This window comes from Micromonospora haikouensis (genome assembly GCF_900091595.1).
GTDB classification, from domain to species: Bacteria; Actinomycetota; Actinomycetes; order Mycobacteriales; family Micromonosporaceae; genus Micromonospora; species Micromonospora haikouensis.
This window is the reverse complement of record NZ_FMCW01000011.1, coordinates 145,827-172,794: the sequence shown is the minus strand read 5'-3', so window position 1 is coordinate 172,794 and position 26,968 is coordinate 145,827. Positions and strand designations below refer to the sequence as shown.

Genomic DNA, 26,968 nt, shown 5'->3' with positions numbered 1-26,968 from the left:
TCGGGCCGGCCCCGGTGCGCGGCGGGCCGGGGTGACATTTCCCGCTGGTCGCTCCGCTTCCCGGTAGGTTACCGCCAAGTTAACGTTGGTTCATGCCGACTGAGTCGTCCCGCGACGCCGTCATCGTCGCCACCGCCCGCTCCCCCATCGGTCGGGCGCACAAGGGTTCCCTGCGCGACGTCCGCCCCGACGACCTCGCCGCCACCATCGTCCGGGCCGCCCTGGACAAGGTCCCCCAGCTCGATCCCACCGAGATCGACGACCTCTACCTCGGGTGCGGCCTGCCCGGCGGCGAGCAGGGCTTCAACATGGCCCGCGTGGTCGCCACCCTGCTGGGCCTCGACGGCCTGCCCGGCGCCACGCTCACCCGCTACTGCGCCTCGTCGCTGCAGACCACCCGGATGGCGATGCACGCGATCCGGGCCGGCGAGGGCGACGTGTTCGTCTCCGCCGGGGTGGAGACCGTCTCCCGGTACGCGCGCGGCAACTCCGACGCGCTCCCGCCGGAGGCACAGGCGCTGGTCGGCGGCGGTTGGGAGAACCCGCGCTTCGCCGCCGCCCGGGAGCGCTCGGCGCGGCGGGCCGAGGGCGGCGCGGAGGTCTGGGCCGACCCCCGCTCCACGGGGGAGCTGCCCGACATCTACCTGACCATGGGGCAGACCGCCGAGAACCTGGCCCAGGCGTACGACGTGAGCCGCGCCGACATGGACGCGTTCGGCGTACGCAGCCAGAACCTGGCCGAGAAGGCGATCGCCGACGGCTTCTGGGCCCGGGAGATCACCCCGGTCACCACGCCCGACGGCACCGTCGTCGACACCGACGACGGCCCCCGTCCCGGGGTGACCCTGGAGGGCGTCGCCGGGCTCAAGCCGGTGTTCCGCCCCGACGGCCGGATCACCGCCGGCAACTGCTGCCCGCTCAACGACGGGGCCGCCGCCGTGGTGATCATGAGCGCCCAGCGGGCCCGGGACCTCGGCCTCACCCCGCTGGCGCGGATCGTCTCCACCGGCGTCACCGCCCTCTCCCCCGAGATCATGGGCCTCGGGCCGGTGGAGGCGTCGAAGCAGGCCCTGCGCCGCGCCGGGATGACCATCGACGACGTCGACCTGGTCGAGATCAACGAGGCGTTCGCCGCCCAGGTCATCCCCTCCTACCGGCAGCTCGGCATCGACGAGGAGAAGCTGAACGTGATGGGCGGGGCGATCGCCGTCGGCCATCCGTTCGGCATGACCGGCGCCCGGATCACCGGCACGCTGCTCAACGCGCTCCAGTGGCACGACAAGAGCATCGGCCTGGAGACGATGTGCGTCGGCGGCGGCCAGGGCATGGCCATGGTCCTCGAACGCCTGAGCTGAGCCGCGCGGCGCCTCCCGGCGCTCGCGCTGGCCGCGCGGGCGGCCGGGAACCCGGGCCTTAGAGCGCGGGCGGCCGGGAACGCGGGCCTTAGAGCGCGGGCGGCCGGGAACGCGGGCCCTGGCCGCGCGGGTAGCCGGGAGCGCGGGGGGTCAGAGCGCGGACCGGGTCGCCGTCACCTCGGCGGCGGCCCGGTGCAGCACCGCGTCCGGCGGGGCCGCCGCCAGCAGGTCGGCGGCGACCACCCGGAGCTGGTCGGGCAGGGCGAGGTCGTTGTCGAGCCGGGGCACCGCCCGGCGGGGCTGCCCCTCGGCGTCGGCGGCGAGGTTCGCGATCTCCTGCACCAGCCGGTGCACCAGGTCGGCCCGGGGCACGTTGCCGCCGCCGGCCGAGGCCGCCCAGCGCGGCTGCTGCCAGTGCCCGACCTGACGGACCAGCAGCTCCACCGCCCGGCCCAGTTCCGCTGCGCTCACCGCGCCGAGTCTACGGACGCCGGGCCGACGTACCCCCTGCGGTCGCCGCTCGCCCGCGCAGCCGGCGGCGGTCGGCGGACGCCCGGGGCGGGTCGGCCGGGCCGGAACACGACGGCGCCCGCCGCCGCGAGATCGCGGGGCGGGCGCCGTCGAGCGACGAGGGTCAGTCGTCGCCCTGGAAGTAGCTCAGCAGGCGCAGGATCTCGATGTAGAGCCAGACCAGGCTGACCAGGATGCCGAACGCCGCCGTCCAGGAGTAGCGCTGGGGCAGCCCCATCCGGACGCCCTCCTCGACCTCCGCGAAGCTGAGCACGAAGCTCAGCGAGGCGACCACGATGCAGACCAGGCTGAAGCCGATGGCCAGCGGGCTGCCGTCGCGCAGGCCGGTGTTGACGCCGAACAGCGCCAGCACCAGGTTGATCAACATGACCGCGAACAGGCCGACCATCGCCGCGACCATGCCCCGGACGAACTTCGGGGTGGCCCGGATGACCCGCGCCTTGTAGAGCATGGCCATCAGGAAGAACACGCCGAAGCTGGCCACCACGGCCTGGAGCACGATGCCGTCGTAGAGCGAGTTGAACGCCTTGCTCACCATGCCGACGAAGACGCCCTCGACGACGGCGTACGCGATGACCAGCGCCGGGTTCGCCATCCGGGAGAACGAGATGATCAGGCCGAGGACCAGGCCCACGACCGCCGCGCCGATCCAGGCCACGCCGAGCAGCGCGTCCGGGACGAGCACCCAGGCCGCCGCGGCGGACGCGCCGAGGATGCCCAGCAACACGACGGTCTTGACCACCACGTCGTCGATCGACATCGGCGTCACGGTGGGCGGCGCGGCCGGGTAGCCCGTCGCGCCCGGGTACTGCTGCGGATAGCCGGGCTGCCCGTAGGGCCCGGTCGGGGCGTACCCGGTGGCCCGTTCCCGCTCGGCCGCCTGGCCGAGTCGGGCGAGCACCGGGTTCGAAGTCTTCACTGTCAGGCCTCCCTCAGGGGGTCGTCGCACGTGAACGTGCCCTTCCAGGGTAGACGCCCCGCTCGACGCCGTGGAGATCACCGACCGGCGCAGGAGCTGTGAAGAAGCTGAGAGACCCGCAGGTGACGCCCTCGCCGCCACCGACGGTCGCATTCACCGGCGCGGTCACCGTGCTGCGCGTGCCCGGGGCGGGGGTCGAACCCGCACGCCTTGCGGCAGCCGCTTTTAAGGCGGCCGTGTCTGCCGTTCCACCACCCGGGCTGGGCGGCCCCGCGCGTCGCCCACGCGCCGGTGCAGTGTCACCGTAGCGGGTCCGCCACGACCCGGCGTACCCCGCCGGCACTCCCGCACTAGGGTCGACCCGTGAGCAGCGCAGCCCCCACGGCCCCCGACGCCGCCCCCGAGCAGGCAGTCCGTTCCGACGTACCGGCCCGGGCCGCGGGCCGGTGGGTCCGGCTGCGGGCCGCCGTCGCCCGGCACCGGGCCGACCTGCTCGTCGGGCTGCTGTTCACGGCCCTGGCGGGCTGGGTCACCCACGGGCTCTGGCCCGACCCGGCCGGCCGGGTGCTGGCGCTCAACCCCGAGGACCAGACGCTGTACGAGTGGTTCCTGGCCGTCGACTCGCGCGCCCTGCTCGGCGACTTCGGGCTGCTCACCGACCGGCTCAACGCCCCGGACGGGGTCAACCTGATGGCCAACACCACGGTCATCGCGCTCGGGGTGGCCTTCGCCCCGGTCACCCTGCTGTTCGGCGCCCCGGTCACCTTCGCCCTGCTCGCCGGGCTCAACCTCGCCGGCACCGCCCTCGCCTGGCACCTGCTCTTCACCCGCGTCCTCGGGGCGCACCGGCTCGCCGCCGCGCTCGGGGCCGGGCTGTGCGGCTTCGGGCCGGGCATCGTCTCGCAGACCAACAGCCACCTGCACATGACCGCCCAGTGGCTGGTGCCGGTGATCGTCTGGCTGGTGGTCCGGCTGCTGCGCGCGGCCGACCCGCAGGGACGCGCGGGCCGCCTAGGCGGCGGCAAGGGCTCGGACGAAGCCTCCGGCGGCGGCCCGGCGCGGGTCGGCCCCGACCGCCGCCGCATGCTCACCTCCGCCGTCGGCCTCGCCGTCGTGGTCAGCGTCCAGGTGTTCGTCGGCGAGGAGGTGCTCTTCCTCTGCGCGCTGACGCTGCTGGTGATGGCCGTCGCGTACGCGCTGGCCGACCGGGCGCTGCTGCGCCGGGCGCTGCCCGGCTTCGCCGGGGGGATGCTGGTCGCCGCCGGGCTGGCCCTGCTCGTGCTGGGATACCCGCTGTGGTTCCAGTTCGCCGGCCCGCAGGGCGTCGCCGACGGCATGTTCAGCCCGCACTACTTCTCGGCCGACCTGGTCAGCTGGTGGACGCTCTCCCCGCTGTCGGCGGCCGGCAGCGACGAGGCGGCCCGGCTCACCACCGGCCCGGCCGAATACAACACCTTCCTCGGCTGGCCCCTGCTCGTGGTCACACTCGGCTGCGCGGTCTGGCTGGGCCGCCGCCCACTGGTGCTCGCCTGCGCGGCCGGGGCGCTGGTCATGGCCGCCCTGTCGCTCGGCCCGGACGTGGTCGTCCGCGGTGACCGGACCAGCATCCCCGGCCCGTACGCCCTGCTGGCGGGCCTGCCCGTGGTGGACGGGGCGCTGCCGATGCGGTTCGCCCTGGCGGTCCTGCCGCTGGCCGGCACCCTGCTGGTGCTGGCCGTGGACCGGGCGCTGCGCGGCACCGGCCGGGCCCGCCGGCTGGTGCCGGCGGCGGTCGGGCTCGCGCTGCTGCCGGTCCTGCCGGCCCCCCTGCCCACGGCCGAGCGGCCGGCGCTGCCGGAGTTCATCTCGGCCGGCCACTGGCGGGAGTGCGTCCGCCCCGGCGGCGTGCTGGTGCCGGTGCCGCTGCCCACGCCGAAGGAGCCGTGGCCGATGCGCTGGGCCACGGCCGCCGACGCCGCGTTCGGCCTGCCCGAGGGCTTCTTCATCGCCCCGTACGGCAAGGGCGGCACGGCCGCCATGGGCACCTGGAAGCGCCCCACGTCGTACCTGCTCAGCGAGGTGGCGAAGCGGGGCGGCCGGCCGGCGATCGGCGACCGGGAGCGGCGGCAGGCCGCCCGGGACGCCGACCGCTGGGGCGCGTCCTGCTTCGCGGTGGCCGACGGCACCCGCCACGCCGACGACCTGCGGGCGACCCTGGACCAGCTCTACGGGCCGGCCGAGCGGGTCGCCGACGCCTGGATCTGGCGGGTCTGAGCCCGCGCCCGCCCAGGTGTTAAGCCCGCCCAGGTGTTAAGAAGGGGCCCCTGCTATACCGAAAGCGTTAACAGGGGGCCCTTCCTTACCGAGGCTGCGACGCCTCGGCGAACTCCTCGCGCGGGTCGTGCAGCTGGCCGAGCGCGACCACCTCACGCTTGAGGAAGAACGCCAGCGACCAGTCGACCACGACCCGGACCTTGCGGTTGAACGACGGGATCCGCGACATGTGGTACGTCCGGTGCATGAACCACGCCGGCCAGCCGGTCATCTTGATGCCGTAGACCTGGGCCACGCCCTTGTGCAGGCCGAGGCTGGCCACGCTGCCCGCGTGCTTGTGCTTGTAGTCCACCGGCTGACGGCCACGGATCACGTTGGCGATGTTGTCGGCCATCCGGGCGGCCTGGCGCACCGCGTGCTGGGCGCTGGGCGAGCAGAAGTTGCCCGGCTCCTTGGTCAGGTCCGGCACCGCCGCGCAGTCGCCGGCGCTCCACGCGCCCTCGACCAGCCGGTCGCCGTCGACGACCTGGAGGGTCGGCAGGCAGGTGACGCGGCGGCGCTCGTCGCGCGGGAAGTCGGTGGCGTCCAGCATCGGCGACGGCTTGACGCCGGCCGTCCAGACGATCGTGTCGGAGCGGAAGCTGTCGCCGTCGGAGAGCTTCACCACCCCGTCGACGCAGGACTCCAGGCGGGTGTCCAGCCGGATGTCCATGTTCCGCTTGAGCAGCTGCTGCACCGTGTACGCGCCCATGTCCCGGTCGACCTCGGGCAGCACCCGCTGGGTCGCCTCGACAAGCACCCAGCGCATGTCCTCCGGCTCCAGCTCCGGGTAGTAGCGCAGCGCGTCGCGGGCCATGTCCTCCATCTCGGCCAGCGCCTCGATGCCCGCGTACCCGCCGCCGACGAAGGTGAACGTCAGGGCGCTGCGGCGCACCTGCGCGTCCTGCGTGGCCGCCGCCACGTCGAGCCGGTCCAGCACGTGGTTGCGCAGGTAGATGGCCTCGCCGATGGTCTTGAAGCCGATGCCGTGCTCGTGCAGGCCGGGGATCGGCAGCGTGCGGGAGACCGAGCCGGGGGCCACCACGACGTGGTCGTAGGGGATCTCCCGGGTCGGGCCGCTGATCGGCTGCACGGTGGCGACCTTGCGGTCGTGCTCGATCCGGGTGACCGTGCCGGCCACCACCTTGCACCGCCGCAACTCCCGCCGCAGCGGCACCACGGAGTGCCGGGGGGAGATGTTGCCGGCCGCCGCCTCCGGAAGGAACGGCTGGTACGTCATGTGCGGCTGCGGGTCGACGACGACGACCTCCGCCTCACGCGAGGAGAGCTTCTTCGACAGGCGAAGGGCGGCGTAGAGACCGACGTGCCCGGCACCGACGACAAGGATCCGCTTCGGATTCACGCCTACCATCTTTCCCCGGCCGGCTCCGCTAACCCCTTTCGAGACCCCCCTTTGTGACGGAGCACAACACCTGTGACCTGCACAACGTGCATTCCCGTTCCGTCATTTGCGACGCAGCAGCCACCCCAGCAACGCGGCCACCGCCACCGCCACCAGCAACCCGGCGACCGTCACGCCGAGGTGCCCCCGGTCGGGCCCGGCGTCGGCGACCTGGACGAGGAGCACCCCCAGCACCGCCGAGGCGAGCAGCACCCCGCCAGCCCGGGTGAGCCAGCGCACGACCAGCTCCGGGTCCACCACCGCGTCGTACGGCAGCAGCGCCGCCAGCGCCGCCAGCGAGTGGGCGAGGTAGAGGGCAGCCGCCACGGCGAGCAGCCGCCACAGCGCGACCGGGCGGTCGTATCCCTCGGTGGCCAGCAGCCAGCCGCCGACCGCGACGAGGGCGGCGAACGTCGGCCAGATCCGGCGCGGCCCGATCGCCGGCAGCAGCGCCACCAGCGCGAGGGCGGCCAGCGGCCGGCCGGTGAGGACCTGCGCCGGGTACGCCAGCAGCAGCCCCGCCAGCGCCGCGCCGAAGATCCCGGCGCGCACCAGCAGCGGGGCCGCGCTGACCCGGTTGACCGCCGAGCGGGCCGCCCGGGCGCGTTCGGTCACCACCTCGACCGGGTTCACCGGCACCGCCTTTCGTCACCCGTCGGCCGGGCTGCCCCGTTCACCGGCCGCCCTGCCCCGCTCACCTGCCGCCCACCCTCGGGGCGGTGGCGAGCCGGGCCACGTCACGCAGCACCTGGTCGAGGCTGCCCGCGCCCGCCCAGCGGACCACCGGCACGCCGTGCTCGCGGAGCTGGCCGATCATCGTGTCCCGGTCGATCCGCCACAGCCGGAACGCCACCTCGGACCAGCCCTGCCGGCCCGGCGGCGGCAGGCCGTCCGGGAGCGTGTCCACCGCCACCACGAACCGCCCGGAACGGGCCATCCGGGCCAGCATCTGCGCGGACCGCTCGTCCAGCAGCGGGGTGAGCACCACCACCAGCGCGTCCGAGGAGAGGATCTGCGGCCCGAAGACCTGGTCGTACGGCTCGTGCGGCGACGCCTCGGCGCGCACGTCGAGCAGCCACTCCAGCAGCGTGAGGTATTGCCGGCGGCCGGTGGCGGGGCGCAGCCGACGGGCCGCCGGACCGTATTCCAGCAGCGCCACCCGGTCGCCCCGGTGCAGGTAGTGCTCACCGATCGCGGCGGCGGCCCGCACGGTGGTGTCCAGCACCGACGCGGCCCCGCCGACGCCACCGGAGCGGCCCGCCTCGGCGAGCACGTCGAGCAGGACGACCACCTCGGCGTCCCGGTCCGACAGGGTGGCGGCCACGTGCAGCTGCCGGGCCCGCAGCGACACCCGCCAGTCGACGCGGCGCAGCCGGTCGCCGGGGCCGAAGACGCGCACCCCGGCCAGCTCGCCGCCCTCGCCGGGCCGGCGGGAGTGGTGCGCGCCGACCAGGCCGGCGGCGCGGGGCATCGCCTCCACCGCCTCGAACGGCTCCGTCTTCGGGTACACCCGGAACCGGACCGGCTCGGTGATCGCCGCCCGGGAGACCAGCATCCCCCCGGCGGCGGCGACCCTCGCCCCGGCCGGGCCGATCGGGTGCCGGCCCCAGCGCCGGGCCTTCCCGGCCAGCTCCAGGTCGACGGCCGTGCCCGTGTCGACGACGGTCACGAAGGGCCGGTCCACGCCGCTGCGGGACAGGTCGACCCGGGCCCCGCCGACGCCGGCCCGCTCCACCAGCAGCCACGGCGAGACGCGGGTGCGCACCACCGCCACGTCGTAGCCGACCGTGTCCGGGTTGCCGACGCTGACCGTGCCGGTGAACTCGCCGCCCTCGACGAGGTGCCCGTCGGCGGCGGTGATCCACAACTGCGGGCCCGCCGTGGGCCGGCGGCGCAGCGCGTACGCGGTGCCGAGCGCGAACGGCGCGGCCAGCACGACCAGGTCGACCCGGCCGAGCAGCACCCCGGCGATCAGAAGCAGGCCCGCCAGCAGCACCGCCCGGCCCAGCGCCCGGGTGGGCGCCCAGCCCGCCGCCTGCGGCCCCTCGGGGGTGGACACGGCCGTCAGCGCCCCGGCCGGCCGGCGGCGTAGCTCGGCAGCGCGCCGCTGGCCGGAGCCGGGGTCTGGTCGAGCACCTCCCCGACCACGAAGGACGGGTCGACGCGGCGCAGCCACATCTCCGGGCGCAGCGTGATCCGGTGCGCCAGGGCCGGCGCGGCCACCTCCTTGACGTCCTCGGGCACCACGTAGTCCCTGCCGGCGAAGACCGCCCGGGCGCGGGCCAGCAGCAGCAGCGCCAGCGAGCCGCGCGGCGACGCCCCGACCAGCACCGACGGGTGCTCCCGGGTGGCCGCGGTGAGCGCCACGATGTAGCGGCCGATGGAGTCCTCCACCACCACGTTCTCCAGGGCGACCTGCATGGCCCGCAGGGTGGCGGCGTCGACGACCGGGGCGATCTCGGCCTCCTCGCGGCGGCGGCCCATCCGCCGGCGCAGCACCTCCCACTCCTCCTCGCCGTCCGGGTAGCCGAACGACACCCGCAGCAGGAACCGGTCGAGCTGCGCCTCCGGCAGCGGGTACGTCCCCTCGTACTCGATCGGGTTGGCGGTGGCCAGGACGTGGAACGGCTCGTCGAGCCGGTACGTCACGCCCTCCACCGAGACCTGCTTCTCCTGCATCGCCTCCAGCAGCGCCGACTGGGTCTTCGGCGGCGTCCGGTTGATCTCGTCGGCGAGCAGCAGGTTCGTGAAGACCGGGCCGGCGCGGAAGGAGAAGTCGCCGCTGCGCTGGTCGTAGAGGAAGGAGCCGGTCACGTCGGCGGGGAGCAGGTCGGGGGTGAACTGGAGCCGGCGGAAGTCCAGCCCGAGCGCCTGGGCGAAGGATCGGGCGGTCAGCGTCTTGCCCAGGCCGGGCAGGTCCTCCAGCAGCACGTGGCCGCCGGCCAGGATGCCGGCGAGGACCAGCTCCAGGGCGTCCCGCTTGCCGACGACGACCGAGCCGACCGCGTCCAGCACCGCCCGGGCCAGGCGGCCGACCTCGGCGGCGGGCATGGTCCGGTCCACGTCCTTCATCAGATCTTCTCCAGTTCGGCGACGATCGCCGCGAGGTCGCGCGGCGACGGGGTGCGGCGGGGCGGGGTGTCCAGGAACGTCGAGAGCCGGTCGCCCAGCAGGGCGCGGGCCCGCGCCGGGTCGGACTCGCGGGTCACGCCGTGCCGCTGACGCAGCCGCTCGTCGGCCAGCTCGCCGAGGCGGGGCAGGATCCGCTCGGCGAACCGCTGCGGGTTGCCCGACGACCAGTCCAGCGGCCGTTCCCAGCCGTTGATCGCGGCGCGCAGCGCGTCCCGGGCGGCCCAGTGGTAGTGGCCGTCCTCCTCGCCCGCCGGGATGCGGGCCCCCGACCGGGGCGGTGGCGGCGGGGCGAGCGCGGCGGTGACCCGACGCACGGCGAGCAGGGCGAGGACCCCGGCGACGACCACCCACAGCGAGAGCTGCAACCCGACGGCCCGCAGCCCGGCCACCACCACGGCGGTCAGCGCCCCGGCGATTGCGAGGGTCTTCAGCGCGCCGCCGACCCGGCCGCCCCGGGCGGCCCGCTCCTGCGCGGGCTCCTCCTCGGCGGAGCCGAGGAGGTCGTCGATGCTGGTGCTCACGCCGGCCCCCCGGCGGCGGTGCCCGCTCCGGCAGCCCCGGCCGCCACAGCGGTCCCGGCCGCTACCGCCGTCAGCTCGCCGCGCAGCCGGCGCAGCGCGGCGCGGGCCTGGTCGCGGGTGCGCTCGTCGACCGGGCGGGTCGCGTACCGAGCCTCCCGGTAGACGTGGGCGAACTCGGCCAGCACGTCGGCGCTGACGATCGCCGGCACCCCGGCGTCGGGGTCGCCGCGCAGCAGGCGGGTCACCAGGTCGGTAGGCGTGTCTCCGGTGTGCCGGGCCACCCCGGCCGCGTCGGCGGCCTCCTCCAGCCGCACCCAGCAGGCGATCACGGCCGTGCGCGGGTCAACGTCGGCGTCGTCCAGCTCGACCAGGCCGGCGTCGAGCGCGGCCACCACCTCGCGGGCGGTGCCCTCGGCGGTGCGCCGCGCCCGGTCGGCCGGCAGCGCCCGGGTGGTGCGGCGGGCCACCCCGCGCAGCAGCGTCCAGCCGACGTAGCCGAGGGCGACGGCGATCGCCAGGCCGAGCAGCACCATCGCGACGGTGCCCAGCCACTCGGGGATGTGCGCGCGGGTGGCCTCCCCGGCGTCGCGCGGCTCCACCGGGATCGACGGCGGCGGCTGCGCCGTCGGGTACTCCGGCACGTACGGGATGTTGTCGGCGGCGGGCGGGATGCGGCTCGCGCCGAGCGACGAGTGTCCGGCGGCCACCGCGGCGGCGGCGAGCAGGGCCGTCACCGCGACGATCGGCCACCACCTGCGCAGCACGCTGAGGTCCATCGGCACCGCCCCACGCCCGTCAGTCCACTCCGGCCAGTTGCTTCGCCCGGGCGAACACGTCGTCCAGCATCCCCGGTGTCAGCCGCCCGGTGAACGTGTTCTGCTGGCTGACGTGGTAACACCCCAGCAGCGCCGGTGCGGCCGTGCCGGACCAGTGTGCCCCATGGCCGAACGCCGGTCGCGGGCTGGGCGGGCGCACGCCGTACACCTCGCGGAGCGCCGGCCACCACGCGGCCCACGCGAACGCGCCCAGCGCGACCACGACGCGCAGGGTGGGTCGGGTCAACGCGACCTCCCGGTGCAGCCACGGCGCGCAGGTGTCCCGCTCCACCGGGGTCGGCTTGTTGTCCGGCGGCGCGCAGCGCACGGCGGCGAAGATCCGGGTGTCGCGCAGCGCGAGGCCGTCGTCGGCGGCGACGCTCGTCGGCTGGTTGGCCAGGCCGGCGCGGTGCAGGGCGGCGAAGAGCACGTCGCCGGAGCGGTCGCCCGTGAAGATGCGCCCGGTGCGGTTGCCGCCGTGCGCGGCGGGGGCCAGGCCGAGGATGCCGATCCGGGCGTCGGCGGTGCCGAAGCCGGGCACCGGCCGCCCCCAGTAGGTCTGGTCGCGGAAGGCCGCCCGCCTCGTGCGGGCGACCTCCTCCCGCCAGGCGACGAGGCGCGGGCAGGCGAAGCAGTCGCTGACCGCGCCGTCGAGGTCGACCAGGTCGGTCGCCCGCGCGGCGCGGGCGACCACCTCGTCGGGGGTACGGGCCTCAGCCAAGCTTCGCCCGGAACAGTTCGAGGGTGCGGGCCCAGGCACTGGCCGAGGCCCGCTGGTCGAACGCCTCCGGCCGGTCGTCGTTGAAGAACGCGTGCCGGCTGCCCGGGTAGTCGTAGAGGGTGCAGGTGCCGCCGGCCGCCTCGATCGCGGCACGGGCCGTCTGCACGCCCGGCGCGGCCGAGGTGCCGTCCTCCTCGGAGCAGTGGATGATCGCCGACTTGCCCGCGTAGTCGGCCCACTCGGGGCGCATCTTCTCCCACGGCAGCATCGGATAGAAGCCGGCCGTGGCGACGATCCGCTCCGACAGCGTCGCCGACCACAGGGCCAGGCTGCCGCCCGCGCAGAAGCCGACGCAGCCGACCTTGCCCGCCACCTCGGGCCGCCCCGCCAGGTATTCCGCCGCGCCGGCGATGTCCTTCGCCGCCTCGTCCATCTGCAGGCCCATCAGCAGCCGCCGGGCCTCGTCCGGCTCGCCGGTCGACTCGCCGTGGTAGAAGTCCGGGGCGAGCGCCACGAAACCGGCCTCGGCGAAGCGGTCCGCCACCGACCGGATGTGGGGCACGAGACCCCACCACTCCTGGATGACGATGACCGCCGGGTTGGCCGCACCGCCGGAGGGTATCGCGAGATACCCCTCGCTCATCCCCCCGTTGCTGGCGAAGCTCACCATCTCGCCCATCGGCCCGTCCTCCTCGCGGTCAGTCATCGTTGGCTGGTCGCAGGGTGTTCCTACGTGCCGTGAGCCTGCCACGCCGCGACCGCCGCCGGAAGACGCCCGAGCAGTGGCGTTCACCTCCTGTTTCGCTGCCGGTGACTCCCGGGTCAGGCCGCCTTGCGGGTGAGGCAGAGCAGGTAGCCGGTGCTGCCCGGCTTGATGTTGTAGAAGAAGTAACCCGCCTGCCCGGGCTGGAGGAACGGCTCGCACGCCTCGCCCGTGCGCGCCTGCGCCTCGGTCTGCCCGTCGAGACGACCGACCACCGTGTACACCGCCTCCGTCGACGTGCAGGCCACCACCTCCGCGCCGCGGGCGTCCTTGCGCTCGCCCTCGGCCACGTCCGGCAGCTCGGCGAGGCAGTCGCCGGCCTTCGCCTTCGCGGTCGCGTCCTCGTCCAGGGCGGCGGCCACGGCACCGCCGAGGCCGAACTTCAGCGCCGCCACCACCCCGACGGCGAGCAGCGCGGCGACCACGCCGACCACCTTGCGGGCCACGGACCGCCTCGGCTCCGACGGCCCGCCCCCGTCCTCGCCCGGACCGTCCTGCTGCTCCGCCACCGCGCCCGAGCCCTGCTCAGCTCCGCTCCCGCCCTGCCCGGTCTCACCCTTGACCTGCGCGGCCTCGGCCGCCGCCGGCCCGTTCCCGGCCTGCTCGGACTCGGGCTGCTCGGACTCGGGCTGCTCGGACTCGGGCTGCTCGGGCTCGGACCGCTCGGGGTCCCGGGCCGCAGGCGGGTCGGCGGGGCGCGGCGCGTCCTCGGGCGGCGCGGCGGGGTGCGGGGCGACCGGCTCTGGCACGGGAGTTCCTTCCGAGGGGATGGACGAGCAGACGACACCGTAGCGACCAAGATCGGAGAACGTGGTCCCGCACGACTCGTCCGTTCAGCCATTTGTAAGGAAGGGCACCCTGTTAACGCTTTCTGTATAGGAAGGGCCCCTTCCTAACGCGTTGGCGGGCGGTCAGCGGGAGGGCGTCGAGGTGGGCGTGGCGGTCGGCAGCGGCCCGAGCGTGGCCTCGCCGGTCGGCGTCGGGGCGGGCGGTGCCGTCGTCCCGTCACCGGTCGGCGTCGGGGCCACCGGCGCGGGCGCAGCGCCGTCGGTCGGCGTCGTGGTCAGCGGCGGGTTGATGGGCGGCGCGGCGGGTGCCGGGCGCGCCCCGACCGGTCCGGCCTGGAACGGGGCGTTCTCCGGGCAGTACGGGTAGACGGGCAGAGCCGGGCCCGACTCCGGCAGCCCCGCGCGCTCGCACTCCGGGTAGCCGATCCGGATCGGGTTGCCGTTCTGGTCGAACAGCCGGGCGTTCTCGACGAGACGGCCCTCGCTGTCGTAGACGAAGACGTCGCCGACGTACGGCGCATCCACCGAGGTGGACTCGTAGCCGGACTCGTTCCAGCCCAGCCGGTCGTCCGCGTCGACGAAGCCGACGAACGCGAAGACGGCCAGGATCGCCGTGCCGGCCCACAGGGCGATCCGGGGCCAGCGGTTCAGCGCGGCGGTGCGCCTGCCCAGCCACACCGAGGCGACCACGCAGACACCGAGCAGCAGCAGCGCCGCGAGCGTGCTCCCGCCCAGCCTGGGCAGCAGCCCGAACGGCACACCCGTCGTGACGACGGTGATCAGCATGGCCGCCAGGTAGCCACGCAGCACCCACCAGGCGGGGCGGAGCAGACGCAGGTACTCGCTCGCCGAGGCGTACCCGAGGATCGGGCCGACCCGGACGTCGGCCGCGCGCAGCCGGGCGCGGACCTGGGCCACGGCGGCGGCCGCCCGCTGGTCCAGGTTGCGCGCGGCGGCCGGACCCCCCGCGCCGGCCGCCGTGCGCAGTTCCATGGCGTACGCCTCGGGCGCGCCCAGCCGGTCGACCAGCGACCCGTCCCCCTCGGCGGCGACCTCGGCGAGGTGCTCCGGAAGGTCCTCGGTCAACTCGTCGCGGACCTGGGGCGGCAGGTCCGCCAGGGCGGCCCGGACCCGGGTCACGTAGTCCGCGATCTCCTGCTCCGTGACAGTCACGCTGCCATCCCCCGATCGTCGAGCAGAGTGTCCATGGTGGTGGCGAACGAGCGCCAGAGCTTGCCGGAGCGGGTCAGCTGGTCCCGGCCGGCGGCGTTGAGCGAGTAGTACTTGCGGTGCGGGCCGGACTCGCTCGGCACGACGTACGTGGTCAGCAGGCCGGCGGCGAAGAGTCGCCGCAGCGTGCCGTAGACGGAGGCGTCGCCGACCTCGTCCAGGCCGGCCTCGCGGAGGCGGCGCAGGATGTCGTAGCCGTAGCCGTCCTCCTCCCGGAGCACGGCGAGGACCGCGAGATCCAGCACGCCTTTCAGGAGCTGCGTGGTATCCACGCATCGCACACTACTGCGCACTGCGAAGTACCGTCAAACGGCACAACGGGCGGTCGCCGACCCGAACCCGGCCAGCCGGGTTTACCAATTACTCTCGAACGGGCCGGCGGCAAGGTCTCCGGCCAGGATGTTGTCGCGCGCTGCGCCGCCACTCTCGCCGGACTCAGTCAGACGTAGAGCTTGCGCAACTCGCGGGCGACGTCCGGAACCTCCGTCATCGCCCCGCTGGCGACCGCCATGACCAGCGACTCGGCCTGATCGACGTCAACGTCTCGCACCGGCACATCGTTGAGAGCGAGGAAGACCCGGGCGGCGGCCCAGGCGAGGCGCTTGTTGCCGTCGATGAGCGCGTGGTTCATGCAGATCGAGTGCAGCAGCGCGGCGGCCTTGCCCCACAGCTCGGGATACGCCTCCTGACCGAACACCACGGTGGCCGGCCGGACGACCGCCGAGAAGAGCAGACCCGGGTCACGAACCTGCGGCACGTCACCGAGCACGACCGAGGCGATCTCCATCAGGTCGTCAACGTCGAGATAGACGATCACTCAGCGAGCCGGCGAAGCAGCTCGGCGTCGCGATCGGCGACCTCCCGGGCGAGGTCCCGGACGCGGGCACGACGGCTGTGCGCCGTGACATACTCCTCGACCGCCACGACGATCGTGGCGTTCATCGAGCGGTGCTCCTGGTCGGCGAGTTGCTTGAGTCGCTCGTGCAATGCGTCCGGCAGATTGACCGTAGTGACCATATGAGAATCATACCGGCTGCGGCCAGCACGAAAGCGTCAGCTGCGCGGGTACGGGTCTACGCAAGGCGGCGGGAGTCGATGCCGGCGCGGCGATGTCGGGCAGCCCCTGAGAAGCGGGCCGGCGCGCGGACTGTCCGACCGTGCGCCGCCCGCGTGGCAGGGGTTACCGGGTGTTCCCGGCGCGCAGCCAGGCGATGTAGTCGGCGGCGGCGGTGGCGGTGTCGTACCGGGGTTCGAACCCGGTGTCCTCGCGCAACCGGGAGATGTCGAGCCAGGTCTGCGGGCGGTCGCCGGCCGAGGGAAGCTCGCACCGGAAGCTGGGCTCGACGGACCGCAGCGCGGCGATGACCTCGGCGTTGCTGGTGGCGTGACCGGAGGCCACGTTGTAGGTCGCGTGCCGCAGCCCGTCGGTGAGCTGCAGGAGCGCGAGCGCGCGGCCGGTGTCCCTGACATAGAGCAGGTCGAGCGCGTCCTCGGCGTGCGGGGGCGCGATGAGCCCGGAGAGGTCGGGCTCGCTGCGGCGAGCTGCGGCGTGGGCGAGTGTCGGCGCGGCGAAGAACGGGTCGGGCAGGTGCCCTCCGGGCCCCCAGGTGCCGGAGATCCGGGCGTTGACGATCTGGACTCCGGTTGCGTCCGACAGGTGGCCGGCGAGCAGCTCGAAGATCTTCTTGAACGTGGGGATGGCGTGGACGTGGCCCATCGGCAGCGGCATGTCCTCGGCGAGCGCGCCCGCCTTCGCGAAGCCGTAGACGCCGATGGTGCTCGCGGCCACGATGCGGTTCACGCCCCAAGCCTGCGCGGCGCGAACGATGTTGAGGTATCCCTCCAGCGACCGCGCCGACGCGTCGATCGGGTCGGCGTCGTCGTCCGACCACGGCAGGGTGACGGCGAGGTGCACGATTCCGGTGATCGGGTGCTGCTTGCCGACTGCGAGCAGGGCGTCGAGGTCGGCGACATCGGCCTGCACGGCGTGCACGGGCAGGTCGGCGAGCGGGGCGGGCACCACGGGAGCCCGGCGCTGCAGCAGGACGCACTCCTGGCCGGCTTCGGCGAGGGCGCGGACGGTGTGGGAGCCGATGAAGCCGGCGCCTCCGGTAACAAGGATCATGACAACTCCGGTCGTTTCTCTGATCGTCAGTATTACTGACGTTCAGACTAGCCGTAACATGGGACGGTGTCCACCGACAACAGCGCCGCCGCGGATCCGCGCGACCTCCTCGGCTATCTCCTCAAGCACGCGCACCTGCGGCTCACCGCGCTGACGGACGCGGCCCTGGAGCACCTCGGGATCGACAGCAAGGACTTCGGGACGCTGCGCGTGCTGGCCCACGGCGAACCAGCGTCGCAACTACAGGTGGCACAGAAGCTCAGCGTCGACCGCACGACGATGGTCGCGGTACTCGACGACCTCGAACGCAAGGGCATCGTCGTACGACGACCGGACCCGACCGACCGACGCCGCAACATCGTCGAGCTCACCGATCAGGGCCGGCGAACCTTCGACGCCGCAGAGGCCGCATACCAGGACGCCGAGAACGCACTCCTCGCGCCCGTCAGCCCCGGTGCGGCCGATCAGCTTCGCCGCACACTTCGGGACCTGCTGGAACACTGAGGCAACGCGGCGGCGGGCAAACCGACCTTCCACCCCCGCGACCCGCATTACGCCCTCGTCGCCCGCACCGGATTCGGCAGCAGGGGTCGAAGTGCCGTCACACGACGCCCCGGGCCTCGGCCGTCCAGGCCATGAAGCGCTCGAACAACTCCTGCGGTGTGGGGGCCGGGTTCGGGTTGAGCCGGACCAGGTCGCCGGTCGCCTCGAACAACTGCCCCGCCAGGTAGACCGACAGCCCGACCCGGTCGCGGCGGTATTCCATGAGCAGCAGCAGCCGGGCCGGCTGGCAGGGCCAGGGCGCGGCACACACCCGGCACAGCCAGAGCGGACGCATCGCCGTGTGCGGCCGGACGGCCCGCCCCTGCCGGTCGTGCACGGGCGAGCGACTGGAAGTCGACATACCCAATACAGTGACCGACTCGTTGACCCGGGTCAAGGAGCCGGGTCACCTCTCTACCGTCCGTTTCATGGAGCTGGTGGGCGCGCATGAGATCCGGATCATGCTGGGCGGCATCAGCAAGCAGCGGGTCTACGTGATCACCAGCCACCGGAACTTCCCCGAACCAGTGGCGGACCTGATGCAGGGCAAGGTGTGGTTGAAGGCCGACGTGCAGGCGTGGATCAAGCAGCACCGGCCCGAGCTCGCGTCGGACTGAACGACCCCGGATCGAGCGCGATCCTGCGCGCCTTTCTTACCTGTCGATTACGCGTCGCGGCCGGGTCGATCGTGAGGAGCCGGTAGGGCCGTACCCCCGGGCGGACGGCACTTCACGGCGAAGTGCCCGGCACGACGGAGGAACCCGATGGCGGGCAGCGGAAAGCGGAGACGGGTCCGGGGCAGCCGGGTGGTGGCGGTGGTGGCGGCCGTCGGGGCGGTCGGCGCGCTCACGGTCACGTTCGTCTCCGGCGGCGGCCGGGGCAGCGCCTCGGCGGAGGCCAACCTCAACGACTTCGTCCCCATCGAGCGGGTCGCCGTCAACGTGCCGACACCGCGGCTGGGCCCGAACGCGTCCAAGGGCGTCTTCACCGTGGACTGCGGGACCAACCGCAACGGCAAGTTCAGCCCGGACAATCCCGTCGCCCAGCCCGGGATCCGCAACGGGGCGGAACACCTGCACGACTTCGTCGGCAACCTGGCGATCGACGCCAACACCCCCGACGCGGTGCTGGCCGCGTCCGGGACCACCTGCCGCAACGGGGACCGCTCGTCGTACTTCTGGCCGGTCGTGCGGATCGACAAGGCGGTGCGGGCCAACCTGGGCACGCAGGCGCTGGGCGCGGTGCAACCGACGGTCTCCTGCCCCCGGGTCGCCGACCGGCTGCCGGCGGTGCCCGCGTCCGCCCGCGACAGCGTACGGCGGGACCTGGCCGCCCTCGACCGGCAACTCGCGTCGGCCAACGCCCGGCTGGCCGCCAGCCGGGGCCGGATCGACCAGCGCCTCAACCAGTCCGTGATCGGCGCCCTGCGCGCCGAACGGGCCGAGACGATCAAGCGGATCTCCCGGACGATGAGCGGGGCCGGCAGCCGTCCCCGTGGCCTGGTGTCGCTCGTGGACTGCGAGGTCAGCTACGACGGCCTGCACGCCACGCACAGCGCGGCACCGGTAACGGCCAGCGGCGCCAGCCCCGGCGTGCGGTGCCCGAGCGTCCGCGACAAGCTGCCCGGGGTGCCGGCGTCGGCCCTCGACGAGGTCAACCGCAACCTCGACCTGCTCGACCAGCAGCTCGCGGAGGCGAACGAACGGCTGGTCACCACGAAGGGTCAGGGCGGCCCGAACTTCGCGCTGAACGCGATCGTCGGACCGTTGCAGTCCAAGCGCGTCGCCACCCTCGACCGGATCGCCATCGCGATCGGCCGCACCGCGCCCCGGCCGCAGGGGCTTGAGGCGCTCGCCCCCTGCACGCTCGACGAACGCCCCGTGGGCGGCCAGCCCGGCGGCAACAACAACGGCAACGGGAACAACGGCGGGAACGGCAACGGCAACAACAACGCCGGGGAGAAGCCGCTGCCGGAGCCGCAGGGGCCCAACCTGGAGCTGCCGAACAACACCGGCCGGATCGTGCAGCCGTCGAAGGTGCTGATCGAGTACCGGGGCAACCCGGGCGCGAAGGTCACGGCGATGCCGAGGTTCCTGCGGGCGCTGACCGGCGACGCCAAGCCCACCAGCCGGGGCCCGGCCAACGCCCGCGCCACCTGGACCTGCTCGGGCTTCGCCGACCGGCTGTCCGACCGCTACCCGATCTGCCCCGACGGCAGCCAGGTCATGCGGGTGCAGGACTTCCCCGGCTGCTGGGACGGCCGGAACACCGACAGCGAGAACCACCGCGCCCACCTGGCCTTCGCCGACCCGACGACCGGGGCCTGCCCGCAGGGCTTCGTGGCGATCCCGCAGCTGCGGATCAGCATCTCCTACGACATCCCGCGCGCCGTGCAGCTCCGGGGCCAGTACGCGCTGGACTCGTTCCCCGAGGAGAACCACAACCCGTTCTCGGACCACAACGACTTCGTCAACGTCAACTCCGAGAAGCAGATGCGCCGGATCGCGGCCTGCCTGAACGAGGGGCGTCGGTGCTCCTGACCGGATGACCGCCCGAGCGGGCCGGGCGTCAGCCCGGCCCGCCGGCCCGTTACTGCAGGCTCCAGGCGATGCCGTCGAGGATGTCGTGCTCGCTCGCCACCACCGTCGACATGCCCGCCCGCTCCATGATCGTGCGCAGCACCAGGGCCCCCGCGCCGATCACGTCGGCCCGGCCCGGGTGCATCACCGGGATCGCCAGCCGCTGCTCGCGGGTCTTCGCCAGCAGGTCGGCGGTCACCTCCGCCACCGCGCCGTACGACACCCGGGCGTGGTGGATGCGCTCCGGCTCGTACTCCGTGAGGCCCTCGGCGATGGCCACGACGGTGGTGACCGACCCGGCGAGCCCGACCAGGGTGGCGGCCTGCCGGCCCGGCACGGCCTCCAGCGCGCGGTCCACCGCGACGGTGATGTCGGCCTGCGCGGCGGCGATCTGGTCGAGGCCGGGCGGGTCGCCGAGCAGGTGCCGCTCGGTCATCCGGACGCAGCCGACGTCCATCGAGATCGCGGCCTCGACGCCGCCGGCCCGGGTGCCGACCACGAACTCGGTGGACCCGCCGCCGATGTCGATGACCAGGTACGGCTCCAGGGCGTCGGCGGGCAGGCCGCGCACCGCGCCGGTGAAGGAGAGCCGGGCCTCCTCGTCGCCGGTGACCACCTCGGGCGCGACGCCGAGGGTGCGCTCCACCATCGCCCGGAAGTCCCCGGCGTTGGAGGCGTCCCGGGACGCCGAGGTGGCGCACATCCGCACCCGGTCGACGCCGAGCGTGTCGATCTCGGCGGCGTACGAGGCCAGGGCCACCCGGGTCCGCTCGATCGCCTCGGGGGCGAGCCGGCCCGTCTTGTCGACGCCCTGACCGAGGCGGACGATCTCCATCCGGCGGCTCAGGTCGACCAGCGGCGCGTCCGGCCCGGCGGACGGGTCGGGCAGGTCGGCGACCAGCAGTCGGATCGAGTTCGTCCCGCAGTCGATGGCGGCCACACGCGTCGTCACGGCAGCAACCCTACGGCAGCGGCCCCGCCGCGCCCGCAGCGACGGGACGACGGGGGTCACCGGCGGGCCGCCCCGGGAGAGAGCCGTGGCGGGAGCGGCGGAACAGCTCGGGCAGCCAGCCGAGCGCGCCGACCAGCAGCAGCGCCGCCAGCAGGGGCAGCCGCCACCACCAGCGCACGGTGGCCGGGGGCGGGTCCGGTTGGTCGGCCACCCAGGGGCGGGCGGTCTTCGACCAGGCGAGGAACGCGTCGCCGACCGGCAGGACGCCGAACGCGTACCGGCGGGTGGTCGGGGTGTCGACGGGCAGGCCGACGAGGTCGCCGTAGTTGGCCAGCGCGCCGGCCAGCGCCGCGTCGCCCTGGGACTGGGCCGCGCCGAGGGTGACCACGGTCGCCGACAGGCTCACCCCGAGCACCAGCGGCCCGGAGTCCACGTCGGCCGGCCCGGCCAGGCCGTCCGGGTATTCGCGCACGGCCGGGCCGAGCCCCAGCGGGGACGCCACGAACCGGTCCCGGAAGGCCAGGTACTGCGCGCGGGCGAACGCCGGGTCGACGTCCACCAGGAACCGTTGGATGACGCTCTGGGAGGTGGCGCGGGCCACCTCGGCCGGCGCCCCGGTCACCGGGTCGACCCGGTGCGGCAGCAGGCCGGTGCGCGGGTCGAGGCGCTGCCGCACGCCGTCCAGCCAGCGGGCCACGGTGCCGGCGAACCGCGGCGGCGGCGGGGCGCCGGGCGGGACCTCGGTGGACGGCGTGCCGGGCGACGGCGAGCCGGGCCGCAACGGATCGGGCGGCAGCGCGCCGGAGGGCAGCAGCGCGTCGTGCAGCCGCAGCGAGGCCACCGCCACGGTCGAGTCGACCGGCCACGCCTGCCCCGGGTACGCGGCCAGGTACGGCGTGCCGGACGCGTCGAACGCCGCCCCGATCGCGGCGGACGCCTCGACGAACCGGGCCACCTCCGCCGGGTCCCGCCGGTCGGCCGGTTGCAGGGCGAGGATGCCGCCGCGCAGCCAGTTCGTCCAGCCCTGCCAGAAGATCCCGTACGCGGGGGTGAGGCCGGGATCGAACGGGGCGGTGCCGGCGGGCGACTCCAGCCGGGCCAGCGCCAAGCGGGCCTCCCGCAGCTCGCCGGCCCGCCGCCCCGCCGGCTTGCGCAGGCCCAGCTCGACGCGGGCCAGCCCGTACAGGGCGTGGGCGAAGAACCAGCCCTCCGGGAACAGCGCCTGGGCGTCCTCGCCCGCGCCGTCGTCGAGGGCGGCGCGCAGGAAGGCGAGCTGCCGGGCCACCCCGGGCGGCTCGCCGTCCGGGCCGGCGGTGGCCGGGACGACGAGGCGGGCGACCCCGAGGAGGGCGGCGGCGGTCAGCAGCACCGCGCACACGCGACGGACGATCCCCATCCCGCCAGCGTGCCCCACGTGATCAAGAGATCAGAGGCGCAGCAGCATGCGGGTGTTGCCGAGGGTGTTGGGCTTGACCCGTTCCAGGTCCAGGAACTCGGCGACACCCTCGTCGTACGAGCGCAGGAGCTGCTCGTACACCGGCTGCGGCACCGGTGCGCCGTCGATCTCGCGGAAGCCGAACGAGGCGAAGAACCGGGTCTCGAAGGTCAACACGAAGATGCGGGCCACCCCGATCTCCCGGGCCGCGTCGATCAGCTCGCCGACGATGCGGTGCCCGATCCGCCGCCCCCGGTACGCCGGGTCGACGGCCACCGTGCGGATCTCGGCCAGGTCCTCCCACATCACGTGCAGCGCGCCGCAGCCAACGACGGTGCCGGCGTCGGCCGCGACCCGGAACTCCTGCACGTCCTCGTAGAGGGTGACCGTGGCCTTGCTGAGCAGCCGCCGGTCGTCGGTGTAGGTGTCGACGAGCCGCCGGATGCCGCGCACGTCGGAGGTGCGGGCGCGGCGGACGAGAACCGTGTCGGTGGTCATCTCACCCCGCCGCCGGGACGTCCACGCACGGCCCGGCCGCCCACCACTTCTCCACCAGCGCGAGGGTCTCGTCGCCGAACGGGTTGACCCCCGGGCCCGCGCCGAGCGCGTGGCCGAGGTGCACGTGCAGGCACTTGACCCGGCCGGGCATGCCGCCGGCCGACACGCCGTCGATCTCCGGCACGTGCCCGATCGCCTCGCGGCGGGCCAGGTAGTCCTCGTGCGCCGCCCGGTAGCGGGCGGCCAGCTCCGGGTCGGCGGCCAGCCGCTCGGCCATCTCCCTCATCACCCCGGCCGACTCCAGCCGGCTGCACGCGGCCGTCGCCCGGGGGCAGGTCAGGTAGAACAACGTCGGGAAGGGCGTGCCGTCGGCCAGGCGCGGGGTCGTCTCCACCACGTCGGGCAGGCCGCAGGGGCAGCGGTGGGCCACCGCCCGGGTGCCGCGCGGCGTGCGCCCGAGCTGGGCGGCCACCGCCGCCAGGTCGGCCTCGGTGGCCGGCTCCCGCTTCGGCGGGGGTACGGAGTCCGCCGCCGGGTCGGGCGGGGGTACGACAGTCACGGTGCCCATCTTTCGTCGGTGCGCGGGAGCGTCTGCGTGCGGGAACGTCTGCGTGCGGGAAGTGGCGCGCTCACTGGCCGGGGCGGTCGGCGTTCGCGGCCCGCACGCTCGACCACAGGGTGTCGTACCAGGGATCGGGGGTCTCCGGCCGGGCGGGGGCCTTCCCGCCGCCCGCGTCCCGGGCCGCGCCCGCCGGGTCGTTGAGCACGATCACCGGGACCTCGCCCGGGTAGACCATGTAGAACCGCTCCCGGGCCTGGATGCGGATGTACTCGTCGTCGCGCCACTTGGCCGCCTCGGCGGCGCGCTCGGCGATGAGCTGCCGCTGGGCGGCCTGGGCCGCCTCCATCCGCTCGATGTCCGCCTGCTGGTCCAGATAGACCCGGACCGGATAGGTGTACGCGAGGGCGAGCGCGATGAGCACCGCGAACAGCACGGTGGCCCGGCCGGTGAAGCGTCGGGGGTGGGGTGCGGAGAGCCGCTTGACCGTGCCACCGGCGGCGGTGCGCCGCGCGGCGGCGGGACGGTTCGCGGAGCGTACCGACTCGGTGGCGCGTGCCGAGCCGGGTGACCGGCCGGCGGCGCGTGCCTCCACGCGGACGCCGTCGCGGACCGACGCCCGGGCGCGGGCCCCGCCCGGCCGGCCGGACTGACCCGGCCGGCGGACGGGACGCTGGCCACCCGGTGTGCGGCGCTGCTGCATCGTCACACCCCTCCCCCGAGGCCCACTGGGTGTCTCAGGCCGAACGGTAACGCGGGAACGCGCCCGCACCGGCGTACCGCGCCGCGTCGGCCAGCTCCTCCTCGATGCGCAGGAGCTGGTTGTACTTGGCCACCCGGTCCGAGCGGGCCGGGGCGCCGGTCTTGATCTGGCCGCAGCCGGTGGCCACCGCCAGGTCGGCGATGGTGGTGTCCTCGGTCTCACCGGAGCGGTGGCTCATCATGCACCGGAAGCCGGCCCGGTGGGCCAGCTCGACCGCGTCGAGGGTCTCGGTCAGCGAGCCGATCTGGTTGACCTTCACCAGCACGGCGTTCGCGGCCTTCTCGGCGATGCCCCGGGCGATGCGCTGCGGGTTGGTGACGAACAGGTCGTCGCCGACGATCTGGACCCGGTCGCCGATCGCCGCGGTCAGGGTGGCCCAGCCGCTCCAGTCGTCCTCGGCCAGCGGGTCCTCGATGGACACGATCGGGTAGTCGCCCGCGAGCTTGGTGTAGTAGTTGCTCATCTCCTCGGCGGACTTCGCCGCGCCCTCGAACGTGTAGGTGCCGTTGTCGAAGAACTCGGTGGCGGCCACGTCCAGGGCGAAGACGATGTCGGTGCCGAGCCGGTAGCCGGCCTTCTCGACCGCCTCGGCGATCAGGTCCAGCGCGGCGGCGTTGGTGGGCAGGTTGGGGGCGAAGCCGCCCTCGTCGCCGAGGCCGGTGGAGAGGCCCTTCTTCTTCAGCACCGACTTGAGCGCGTGGTAGACCTCCGCGCCGGAGCGCAGCGCGTCGCGGAAGGTGGGCGCGCCGATCGGCGCGATCATGAACTCCTGGACGTCGACGTTGGAGTCGGCGTGCGCCCCACCGTTGAGGATGTTCATCATCGGCACCGGGAGCAGGTGCGCGTTGGGGCCGCCCAGGTAGCGGAACAGGCTCAGCTCGGCGCTGCCGGCGGCGGCCTTGGCCACGGCCAGGGACACGCCGAGGATGGCGTTCGCGCCCAGCTCGCCCTTGTTGTCCGAGCCGTCGATGTCGATCATCTTCTGGTCGATCAGCCGCTGCTCGCTGGCCTCGTAGCCGATGAGCTGGTCGACGATCTTGTCCTCGATGTTGGCGACGGCCTTCTCGACACCCTTGCCCAGGTAGCGGTCCTTGTCACCGTCGCGCAGCTCGACCGCCTCGAACGCGCCGGTGGAGGCGCCGGACGGCACCGCGGCGCGGGCGATCGTGCCGTCGTCGAGCCCGACCTCGACCTCGACCGTGGGGTTGCCCCGCGAGTCGAGAATCTCCCGGGCGACGATTCCCTCGATGGTTGCCACTGAGTCGCTCCTCGTTTGTGTGGTTCCGGTCCGGTATGGGCCGCGACGGTGCGGCTGAGGCAGGTGTTGAACGCAGCGTATCGGGCGACAGCGCGGCGCGGCGCGTCGCCCGGCGCTTCCGGCGGGACGGTGCGGGTCGGACATTCCCGGATTCTCGGCCCTCAACCGGCAACGGGTTTGCGCGACGTGGACCCGATCGACAAGGCTGGTGGCCATGCCCGCCGCCTCGACCACGTTCCGCGCGCTCGCTCTGTCGGCCATCGCGTCACTCTCGGTCACCGGCTGTCAGGCCCTCGACGACGCCGGTCAGGCGGTCGGGCGGTCGGACCTGGTCAACGACTTCGCCGCCCGGCTGGACCGGGCGCTCGAACTCACCTACTCGGCCGAGTACCAGCTCCCCGGCGGCCGGACCGCCACCATCGCCCAGGCGCAGGACCCGGCCCGGTCGGCGTACACCTGGCCGGGCGGGAAGTTGACCGTCACCGTCGACGCCACCGCCCGCTGCGAGACCGGCACGGGGAAGGCCGTCTGCACGCTGCTCGCCCCGCCCCCGCCGAACGCCCGGCCGTCGGTCGAGCTGTTCACCGAGGCCAAGCGGCGGGGCCTGGTCACCCCGCCGGTGGTGGTCGGGCTGCTCACCGAGGCCGCGCTCGACCCGCAGGCCGTCATCGAGGAGACCGACACCACCCTCGCCGGGCACCACGCCGCCTGCGTGCAGGTCAAGCGCTCGGCCGGCGACTTCACCGCCTGCATGACCACCGAGGGCGTGCTCGGCAGCTTCACCGGCGAGGTGGACGGCACCCCGATGGAGCTGGCGCTCGACCGCTACACCGACACGGTCGACGGGGCGAGCTTCGAGCTGCCGGCCGGCGCGGGCGTCGTGGACCGCCGCACCGGCTCGTGACGGAACACCCCGCGGGCGCGTTCGTGGCGGGGGCACCGCACGACGGCCCGCCGCAGCCCGGTGACCTCGCCCTGGTGCTCGCTGGGCGGAAGCTGCTGACCGGCCCCGACGGCCACTTCCCCCGCGTCGGCGAGCTGCCCGCCGGCACCGACTGGGTGCCCCTCGGCACGCTCGACGGCGTGCCCGCCTGGGGCGCGGACGCCACCGACGACCAGCCGCCGGAGGGCAGGTGGCGCAGCTGGCGGTCGCTCGCCGCCGCGCTGCCCGCCCCGCTGGCGGACCTGGCCGGCCGGGCGCTGGCCGTGCTCACCTTCCGCCGCACCCACCGCTGGTGCGGGGCGTGCCGGGCCGAGCTGGCCGACGTGCCGGGCGAGCAGTCCCGCCGCTGCCCCGGCTGCGACCTGTACGTGCCGATCCGGCTCTCCGCCGCCGTCCTGGTCGCCATCACCCGCCCCGGGCCGACCGGCGGCCCCGACGAGCTGCTGCTGGTCCGGCACGCGTCCGGGCCGACGGCGCTGTGGGCGCTGGTCGCCGGGTTCGTGGAGGCCGGCGAGTCGCTGGAGGACGCCGCGCGCCGGGAGGTCGGCGAGGAGGTGGGGCTGGGCCTCGGGCGGCTCACCTACTTCGGCAGCCAGCCGTGGGCGCTGTCCGGGCCGGGCGTGCTGCTGGCCGGGTTCACCGCGACCGTCGCCGACACCACCGCCGAGCCGGTCGTCGACGGTCGGGAGCTGACCGAGGCCCGCTGGTTCCCGCTCGACCGGCTGCCGGCGGAGCTGCCGCCCGCGTACTCCATCTCCCGCTGGCTCGTCGACCACGTCGCCGCCCGCCTCGCGGGCTGACCGCCCCGGCGCCGGGGGCCGTCCGGCCCTGACCGCGCCGGCCC

30 protein-coding genes and 1 tRNA gene are annotated in these 26,968 nt (G+C 74.4%); 7 read left to right on the top strand and 24 right to left on the bottom strand.

What is annotated here, in order from left to right; all coding sequences use genetic code 11:
- Positions 1-92 precede the first annotated feature (92 nt).
- On the top strand, positions 93-1,355 hold the full coding sequence (locus GA0070558_RS13460) for an acetyl-CoA C-acetyltransferase (RefSeq protein WP_091279262.1): 1,263 nt from the start codon (positions 93-95) through the stop codon (positions 1,353-1,355).
- Between the two features lie 150 nt (positions 1,356-1,505).
- On the opposite strand, the gene GA0070558_RS13455 is transcribed toward GA0070558_RS13460, so the two are convergent.
- The 3 genes from GA0070558_RS13455 to GA0070558_RS13445 all read right to left on the bottom strand — a co-directional run bounded on the left by GA0070558_RS13455 (position 1,506) and on the right by GA0070558_RS13445 (position 3,066).
- On the bottom strand, positions 1,506-1,826 hold the full coding sequence (locus GA0070558_RS13455) for a hypothetical protein (protein WP_077936189.1): 321 nt from the start codon (positions 1,824-1,826) through the stop codon (positions 1,506-1,508).
- A gap of 163 nt (positions 1,827-1,989) precedes the next feature.
- On the bottom strand, positions 1,990-2,805 hold the full coding sequence (locus GA0070558_RS13450; protein ID WP_043961937.1) for a Bax inhibitor-1/YccA family protein: 816 nt from the start codon (positions 2,803-2,805) through the stop codon (positions 1,990-1,992).
- Between the two features lie 180 nt (positions 2,806-2,985).
- Positions 2,986-3,066, bottom strand: a tRNA-Leu gene (locus GA0070558_RS13445).
- A gap of 102 nt (positions 3,067-3,168) precedes the next feature.
- Here GA0070558_RS13445 and GA0070558_RS13440 point away from each other — a divergent pair.
- Complete coding sequence (locus tag GA0070558_RS13440; RefSeq protein WP_091279259.1) at positions 3,169-5,058, top strand: hypothetical protein; 1,890 nt, start codon at positions 3,169-3,171, stop codon at positions 5,056-5,058.
- 85 nt (positions 5,059-5,143) lie between these two features.
- Here GA0070558_RS13440 and GA0070558_RS13435 read toward each other — a convergent pair whose 3' ends face one another.
- From GA0070558_RS13435 to GA0070558_RS13370, 14 genes are all read right to left on the bottom strand, one after another.
- Positions 5,144-6,460: an NAD(P)/FAD-dependent oxidoreductase gene (locus tag GA0070558_RS13435; protein ID WP_077936186.1), complete on the bottom strand. Its 1,317-nt coding sequence runs from the start codon at positions 6,458-6,460 to the stop codon at positions 5,144-5,146.
- Between the two features lie 102 nt (positions 6,461-6,562).
- Positions 6,563-7,132 carry a hypothetical protein gene (locus GA0070558_RS13430; protein WP_077936227.1) on the bottom strand — a complete coding sequence of 190 codons (570 nt, stop codon included), beginning with the start codon at positions 7,130-7,132 and terminating at the stop codon, positions 6,563-6,565.
- Between the two features lie 61 nt (positions 7,133-7,193).
- Entirely contained in the window at positions 7,194-8,567 is a 1,374-nt protein-coding gene (locus GA0070558_RS13425; RefSeq protein ID WP_077936226.1) for a DUF58 domain-containing protein, read from the bottom strand.
- Positions 8,564-9,571: an AAA family ATPase gene (locus GA0070558_RS13420; protein WP_077936185.1), complete on the bottom strand. Its 1,008-nt coding sequence runs from the start codon at positions 9,569-9,571 to the stop codon at positions 8,564-8,566. Before GA0070558_RS13420 ends, GA0070558_RS13425 begins: the two co-directional genes overlap by 4 nt.
- Entirely contained in the window at positions 9,571-10,152 is a 582-nt protein-coding gene (locus GA0070558_RS13415) for a hypothetical protein (protein WP_091279256.1), read from the bottom strand. Before GA0070558_RS13415 ends, GA0070558_RS13420 begins: the two co-directional genes overlap by 1 nt.
- Entirely contained in the window at positions 10,149-10,928 is a 780-nt protein-coding gene (locus GA0070558_RS13410; protein ID WP_091279253.1) for a DUF4129 domain-containing protein, read from the bottom strand. The genes GA0070558_RS13415 and GA0070558_RS13410 overlap by 4 nt, the downstream gene beginning before the upstream one ends.
- Before the next feature lie 19 nt (positions 10,929-10,947).
- A complete protein-coding gene (locus tag GA0070558_RS13405; RefSeq protein WP_091279250.1) occupies positions 10,948-11,661 on the bottom strand; it encodes a uracil-DNA glycosylase in 714 nt (237 codons plus the stop codon).
- 19 nt (positions 11,662-11,680) lie between these two features.
- Entirely contained in the window at positions 11,681-12,367 is a 687-nt protein-coding gene (locus GA0070558_RS13400; protein ID WP_091279247.1) for a dienelactone hydrolase family protein, read from the bottom strand.
- Between the two features lie 143 nt (positions 12,368-12,510).
- Positions 12,511-13,200 carry an LppU/SCO3897 family protein gene (locus GA0070558_RS34305; RefSeq protein ID WP_256091915.1) on the bottom strand — a complete coding sequence of 230 codons (690 nt, stop codon included), beginning with the start codon at positions 13,198-13,200 and terminating at the stop codon, positions 12,511-12,513.
- Between the two features lie 162 nt (positions 13,201-13,362).
- Positions 13,363-14,412: an HAAS signaling domain-containing protein gene (locus tag GA0070558_RS13390; protein ID WP_091279244.1), complete on the bottom strand. Its 1,050-nt coding sequence runs from the start codon at positions 14,410-14,412 to the stop codon at positions 13,363-13,365.
- Complete coding sequence (locus tag GA0070558_RS13385; RefSeq protein ID WP_036374274.1) at positions 14,409-14,741, bottom strand: PadR family transcriptional regulator; 333 nt, start codon at positions 14,739-14,741, stop codon at positions 14,409-14,411. Before GA0070558_RS13385 ends, GA0070558_RS13390 begins: the two co-directional genes overlap by 4 nt.
- Positions 14,742-14,908: 167 nt before the next feature.
- The gene (locus tag GA0070558_RS13380; RefSeq protein ID WP_091279241.1) at positions 14,909-15,286 is read right to left on the bottom strand and encodes a type II toxin-antitoxin system death-on-curing family toxin; all 378 of its coding nucleotides are present in this window, start codon (positions 15,284-15,286) and stop codon (positions 14,909-14,911) included.
- Positions 15,283-15,486 carry a ribbon-helix-helix domain-containing protein gene (locus GA0070558_RS13375; protein WP_091279239.1) on the bottom strand — a complete coding sequence of 68 codons (204 nt, stop codon included), beginning with the start codon at positions 15,484-15,486 and terminating at the stop codon, positions 15,283-15,285. Before GA0070558_RS13375 ends, GA0070558_RS13380 begins: the two co-directional genes overlap by 4 nt.
- A gap of 163 nt (positions 15,487-15,649) precedes the next feature.
- Positions 15,650-16,594 carry an NAD-dependent epimerase/dehydratase family protein gene (locus GA0070558_RS13370; RefSeq protein ID WP_091279236.1) on the bottom strand — a complete coding sequence of 315 codons (945 nt, stop codon included), beginning with the start codon at positions 16,592-16,594 and terminating at the stop codon, positions 15,650-15,652.
- A gap of 66 nt (positions 16,595-16,660) precedes the next feature.
- On the opposite strand from GA0070558_RS13370, the gene GA0070558_RS13365 reads away from it, so the two are divergent.
- Positions 16,661-17,098 carry a MarR family winged helix-turn-helix transcriptional regulator gene (locus tag GA0070558_RS13365; protein ID WP_091279234.1) on the top strand — a complete coding sequence of 146 codons (438 nt, stop codon included), beginning with the start codon at positions 16,661-16,663 and terminating at the stop codon, positions 17,096-17,098.
- A 97-nt stretch (positions 17,099-17,195) separates the two neighbouring features.
- Here the strand turns inward: GA0070558_RS13365 and GA0070558_RS13360 are convergent, their stop codons facing one another.
- Complete coding sequence (locus tag GA0070558_RS13360) at positions 17,196-17,498, bottom strand: hypothetical protein (protein ID WP_091279231.1); 303 nt, start codon at positions 17,496-17,498, stop codon at positions 17,196-17,198.
- A gap of 67 nt (positions 17,499-17,565) precedes the next feature.
- Here GA0070558_RS13360 and GA0070558_RS13355 point away from each other — a divergent pair, with 67 nt between their 5' ends.
- A complete protein-coding gene (locus tag GA0070558_RS13355) occupies positions 17,566-17,754 on the top strand; it encodes a hypothetical protein (protein ID WP_091279227.1) in 189 nt (62 codons plus the stop codon).
- Positions 17,755-17,901: 147 nt separating this feature from the next.
- Positions 17,902-19,677, top strand: coding sequence for a DUF1996 domain-containing protein (locus GA0070558_RS13350; RefSeq protein ID WP_091279224.1), 1,776 nt, complete (start codon positions 17,902-17,904; stop codon positions 19,675-19,677).
- Between the two features lie 49 nt (positions 19,678-19,726).
- On the opposite strand, the gene GA0070558_RS13345 is transcribed toward GA0070558_RS13350, so the two are convergent.
- The 6 genes from GA0070558_RS13345 to eno all read right to left on the bottom strand — a co-directional run bounded on the left by GA0070558_RS13345 (position 19,727) and on the right by eno (position 25,181).
- A complete protein-coding gene (locus GA0070558_RS13345) occupies positions 19,727-20,656 on the bottom strand; it encodes a Ppx/GppA phosphatase family protein (protein ID WP_091279221.1) in 930 nt (309 codons plus the stop codon).
- 22 nt (positions 20,657-20,678) lie between these two features.
- Positions 20,679-22,064 (bottom strand): hypothetical protein, encoded by a 1,386-nt coding sequence (locus GA0070558_RS13340; RefSeq protein WP_091279217.1) that lies wholly within the window; start codon positions 22,062-22,064, stop codon positions 20,679-20,681.
- A 30-nt stretch (positions 22,065-22,094) separates the two neighbouring features.
- Positions 22,095-22,601 (bottom strand): amino-acid N-acetyltransferase, encoded by a 507-nt coding sequence (locus tag GA0070558_RS13335; protein ID WP_091279214.1) that lies wholly within the window; start codon positions 22,599-22,601, stop codon positions 22,095-22,097.
- 1 nt (position 22,602) lies between these two features.
- The gene (locus GA0070558_RS13330; protein ID WP_091279352.1) at positions 22,603-23,160 is read right to left on the bottom strand and encodes a DUF501 domain-containing protein; all 558 of its coding nucleotides are present in this window, start codon (positions 23,158-23,160) and stop codon (positions 22,603-22,605) included.
- Positions 23,161-23,230: 70 nt separating this feature from the next.
- Positions 23,231-23,863, bottom strand: a complete 633-nt coding sequence (locus GA0070558_RS13325; RefSeq protein WP_077936223.1) for an FtsB family cell division protein — start codon at positions 23,861-23,863, stop codon at positions 23,231-23,233.
- A 34-nt stretch (positions 23,864-23,897) separates the two neighbouring features.
- Positions 23,898-25,181 carry a phosphopyruvate hydratase gene (gene eno, locus GA0070558_RS13320; RefSeq protein ID WP_077936171.1) on the bottom strand — a complete coding sequence of 428 codons (1,284 nt, stop codon included), beginning with the start codon at positions 25,179-25,181 and terminating at the stop codon, positions 23,898-23,900.
- Between the two features lie 214 nt (positions 25,182-25,395).
- On the opposite strand from eno, the gene GA0070558_RS13315 reads away from it, so the two are divergent.
- Together GA0070558_RS13315 and GA0070558_RS13310 are read left to right on the top strand one after the other, a co-directional pair.
- The gene (locus GA0070558_RS13315) at positions 25,396-26,085 is read left to right on the top strand and encodes a hypothetical protein (RefSeq protein WP_091279349.1); all 690 of its coding nucleotides are present in this window, start codon (positions 25,396-25,398) and stop codon (positions 26,083-26,085) included.
- Complete coding sequence (locus GA0070558_RS13310) at positions 26,082-26,924, top strand: NAD(+) diphosphatase (RefSeq protein ID WP_256091914.1); 843 nt, start codon at positions 26,082-26,084, stop codon at positions 26,922-26,924. The genes GA0070558_RS13315 and GA0070558_RS13310 overlap by 4 nt, the downstream gene beginning before the upstream one ends.
- Positions 26,925-26,968 lie beyond the last annotated feature (44 nt).

Bases quoted from the DNA above. Each gene is read 5' to 3' on its own strand.
- GA0070558_RS13460 (WP_091279262.1), top strand. From the start codon at position 93: ATGCCGACTGAGTCGTCCCGCGACGCCGTCATCGTCGCCACCGCCCGC.
- GA0070558_RS13420 (WP_077936185.1), bottom strand. From the start codon at position 9,571: ATGAAGGACGTGGACCGGACCATGCCCGCCGCCGAGGTCGGCCGCCTG.
- GA0070558_RS13410 (WP_091279253.1), bottom strand. From the start codon at position 10,928: ATGGACCTCAGCGTGCTGCGCAGGTGGTGGCCGATCGTCGCGGTGACG.
- GA0070558_RS13400 (WP_091279247.1), bottom strand. From the start codon at position 12,367: ATGGGCGAGATGGTGAGCTTCGCCAGCAACGGGGGGATGAGCGAGGGG.
- GA0070558_RS13375 (WP_091279239.1), bottom strand. From the start codon at position 15,486: ATGGTCACTACGGTCAATCTGCCGGACGCATTGCACGAGCGACTCAAG.
- GA0070558_RS13370 (WP_091279236.1), bottom strand. From the start codon at position 16,594: ATGATCCTTGTTACCGGAGGCGCCGGCTTCATCGGCTCCCACACCGTC.
- GA0070558_RS13360 (WP_091279231.1), bottom strand. From the start codon at position 17,498: ATGTCGACTTCCAGTCGCTCGCCCGTGCACGACCGGCAGGGGCGGGCC.
- GA0070558_RS13355 (WP_091279227.1), top strand. From the start codon at position 17,566: ATGGAGCTGGTGGGCGCGCATGAGATCCGGATCATGCTGGGCGGCATC.
- GA0070558_RS13350 (WP_091279224.1), top strand. From the start codon at position 17,902: ATGGCGGGCAGCGGAAAGCGGAGACGGGTCCGGGGCAGCCGGGTGGTG.
- GA0070558_RS13340 (WP_091279217.1), bottom strand. From the start codon at position 22,064: ATGGGGATCGTCCGTCGCGTGTGCGCGGTGCTGCTGACCGCCGCCGCC.
- GA0070558_RS13335 (WP_091279214.1), bottom strand. From the start codon at position 22,601: ATGACCACCGACACGGTTCTCGTCCGCCGCGCCCGCACCTCCGACGTG.
- GA0070558_RS13325 (WP_077936223.1), bottom strand. From the start codon at position 23,863: ATGCAGCAGCGCCGCACACCGGGTGGCCAGCGTCCCGTCCGCCGGCCG.
- GA0070558_RS13315 (WP_091279349.1), top strand. From the start codon at position 25,396: ATGCCCGCCGCCTCGACCACGTTCCGCGCGCTCGCTCTGTCGGCCATC.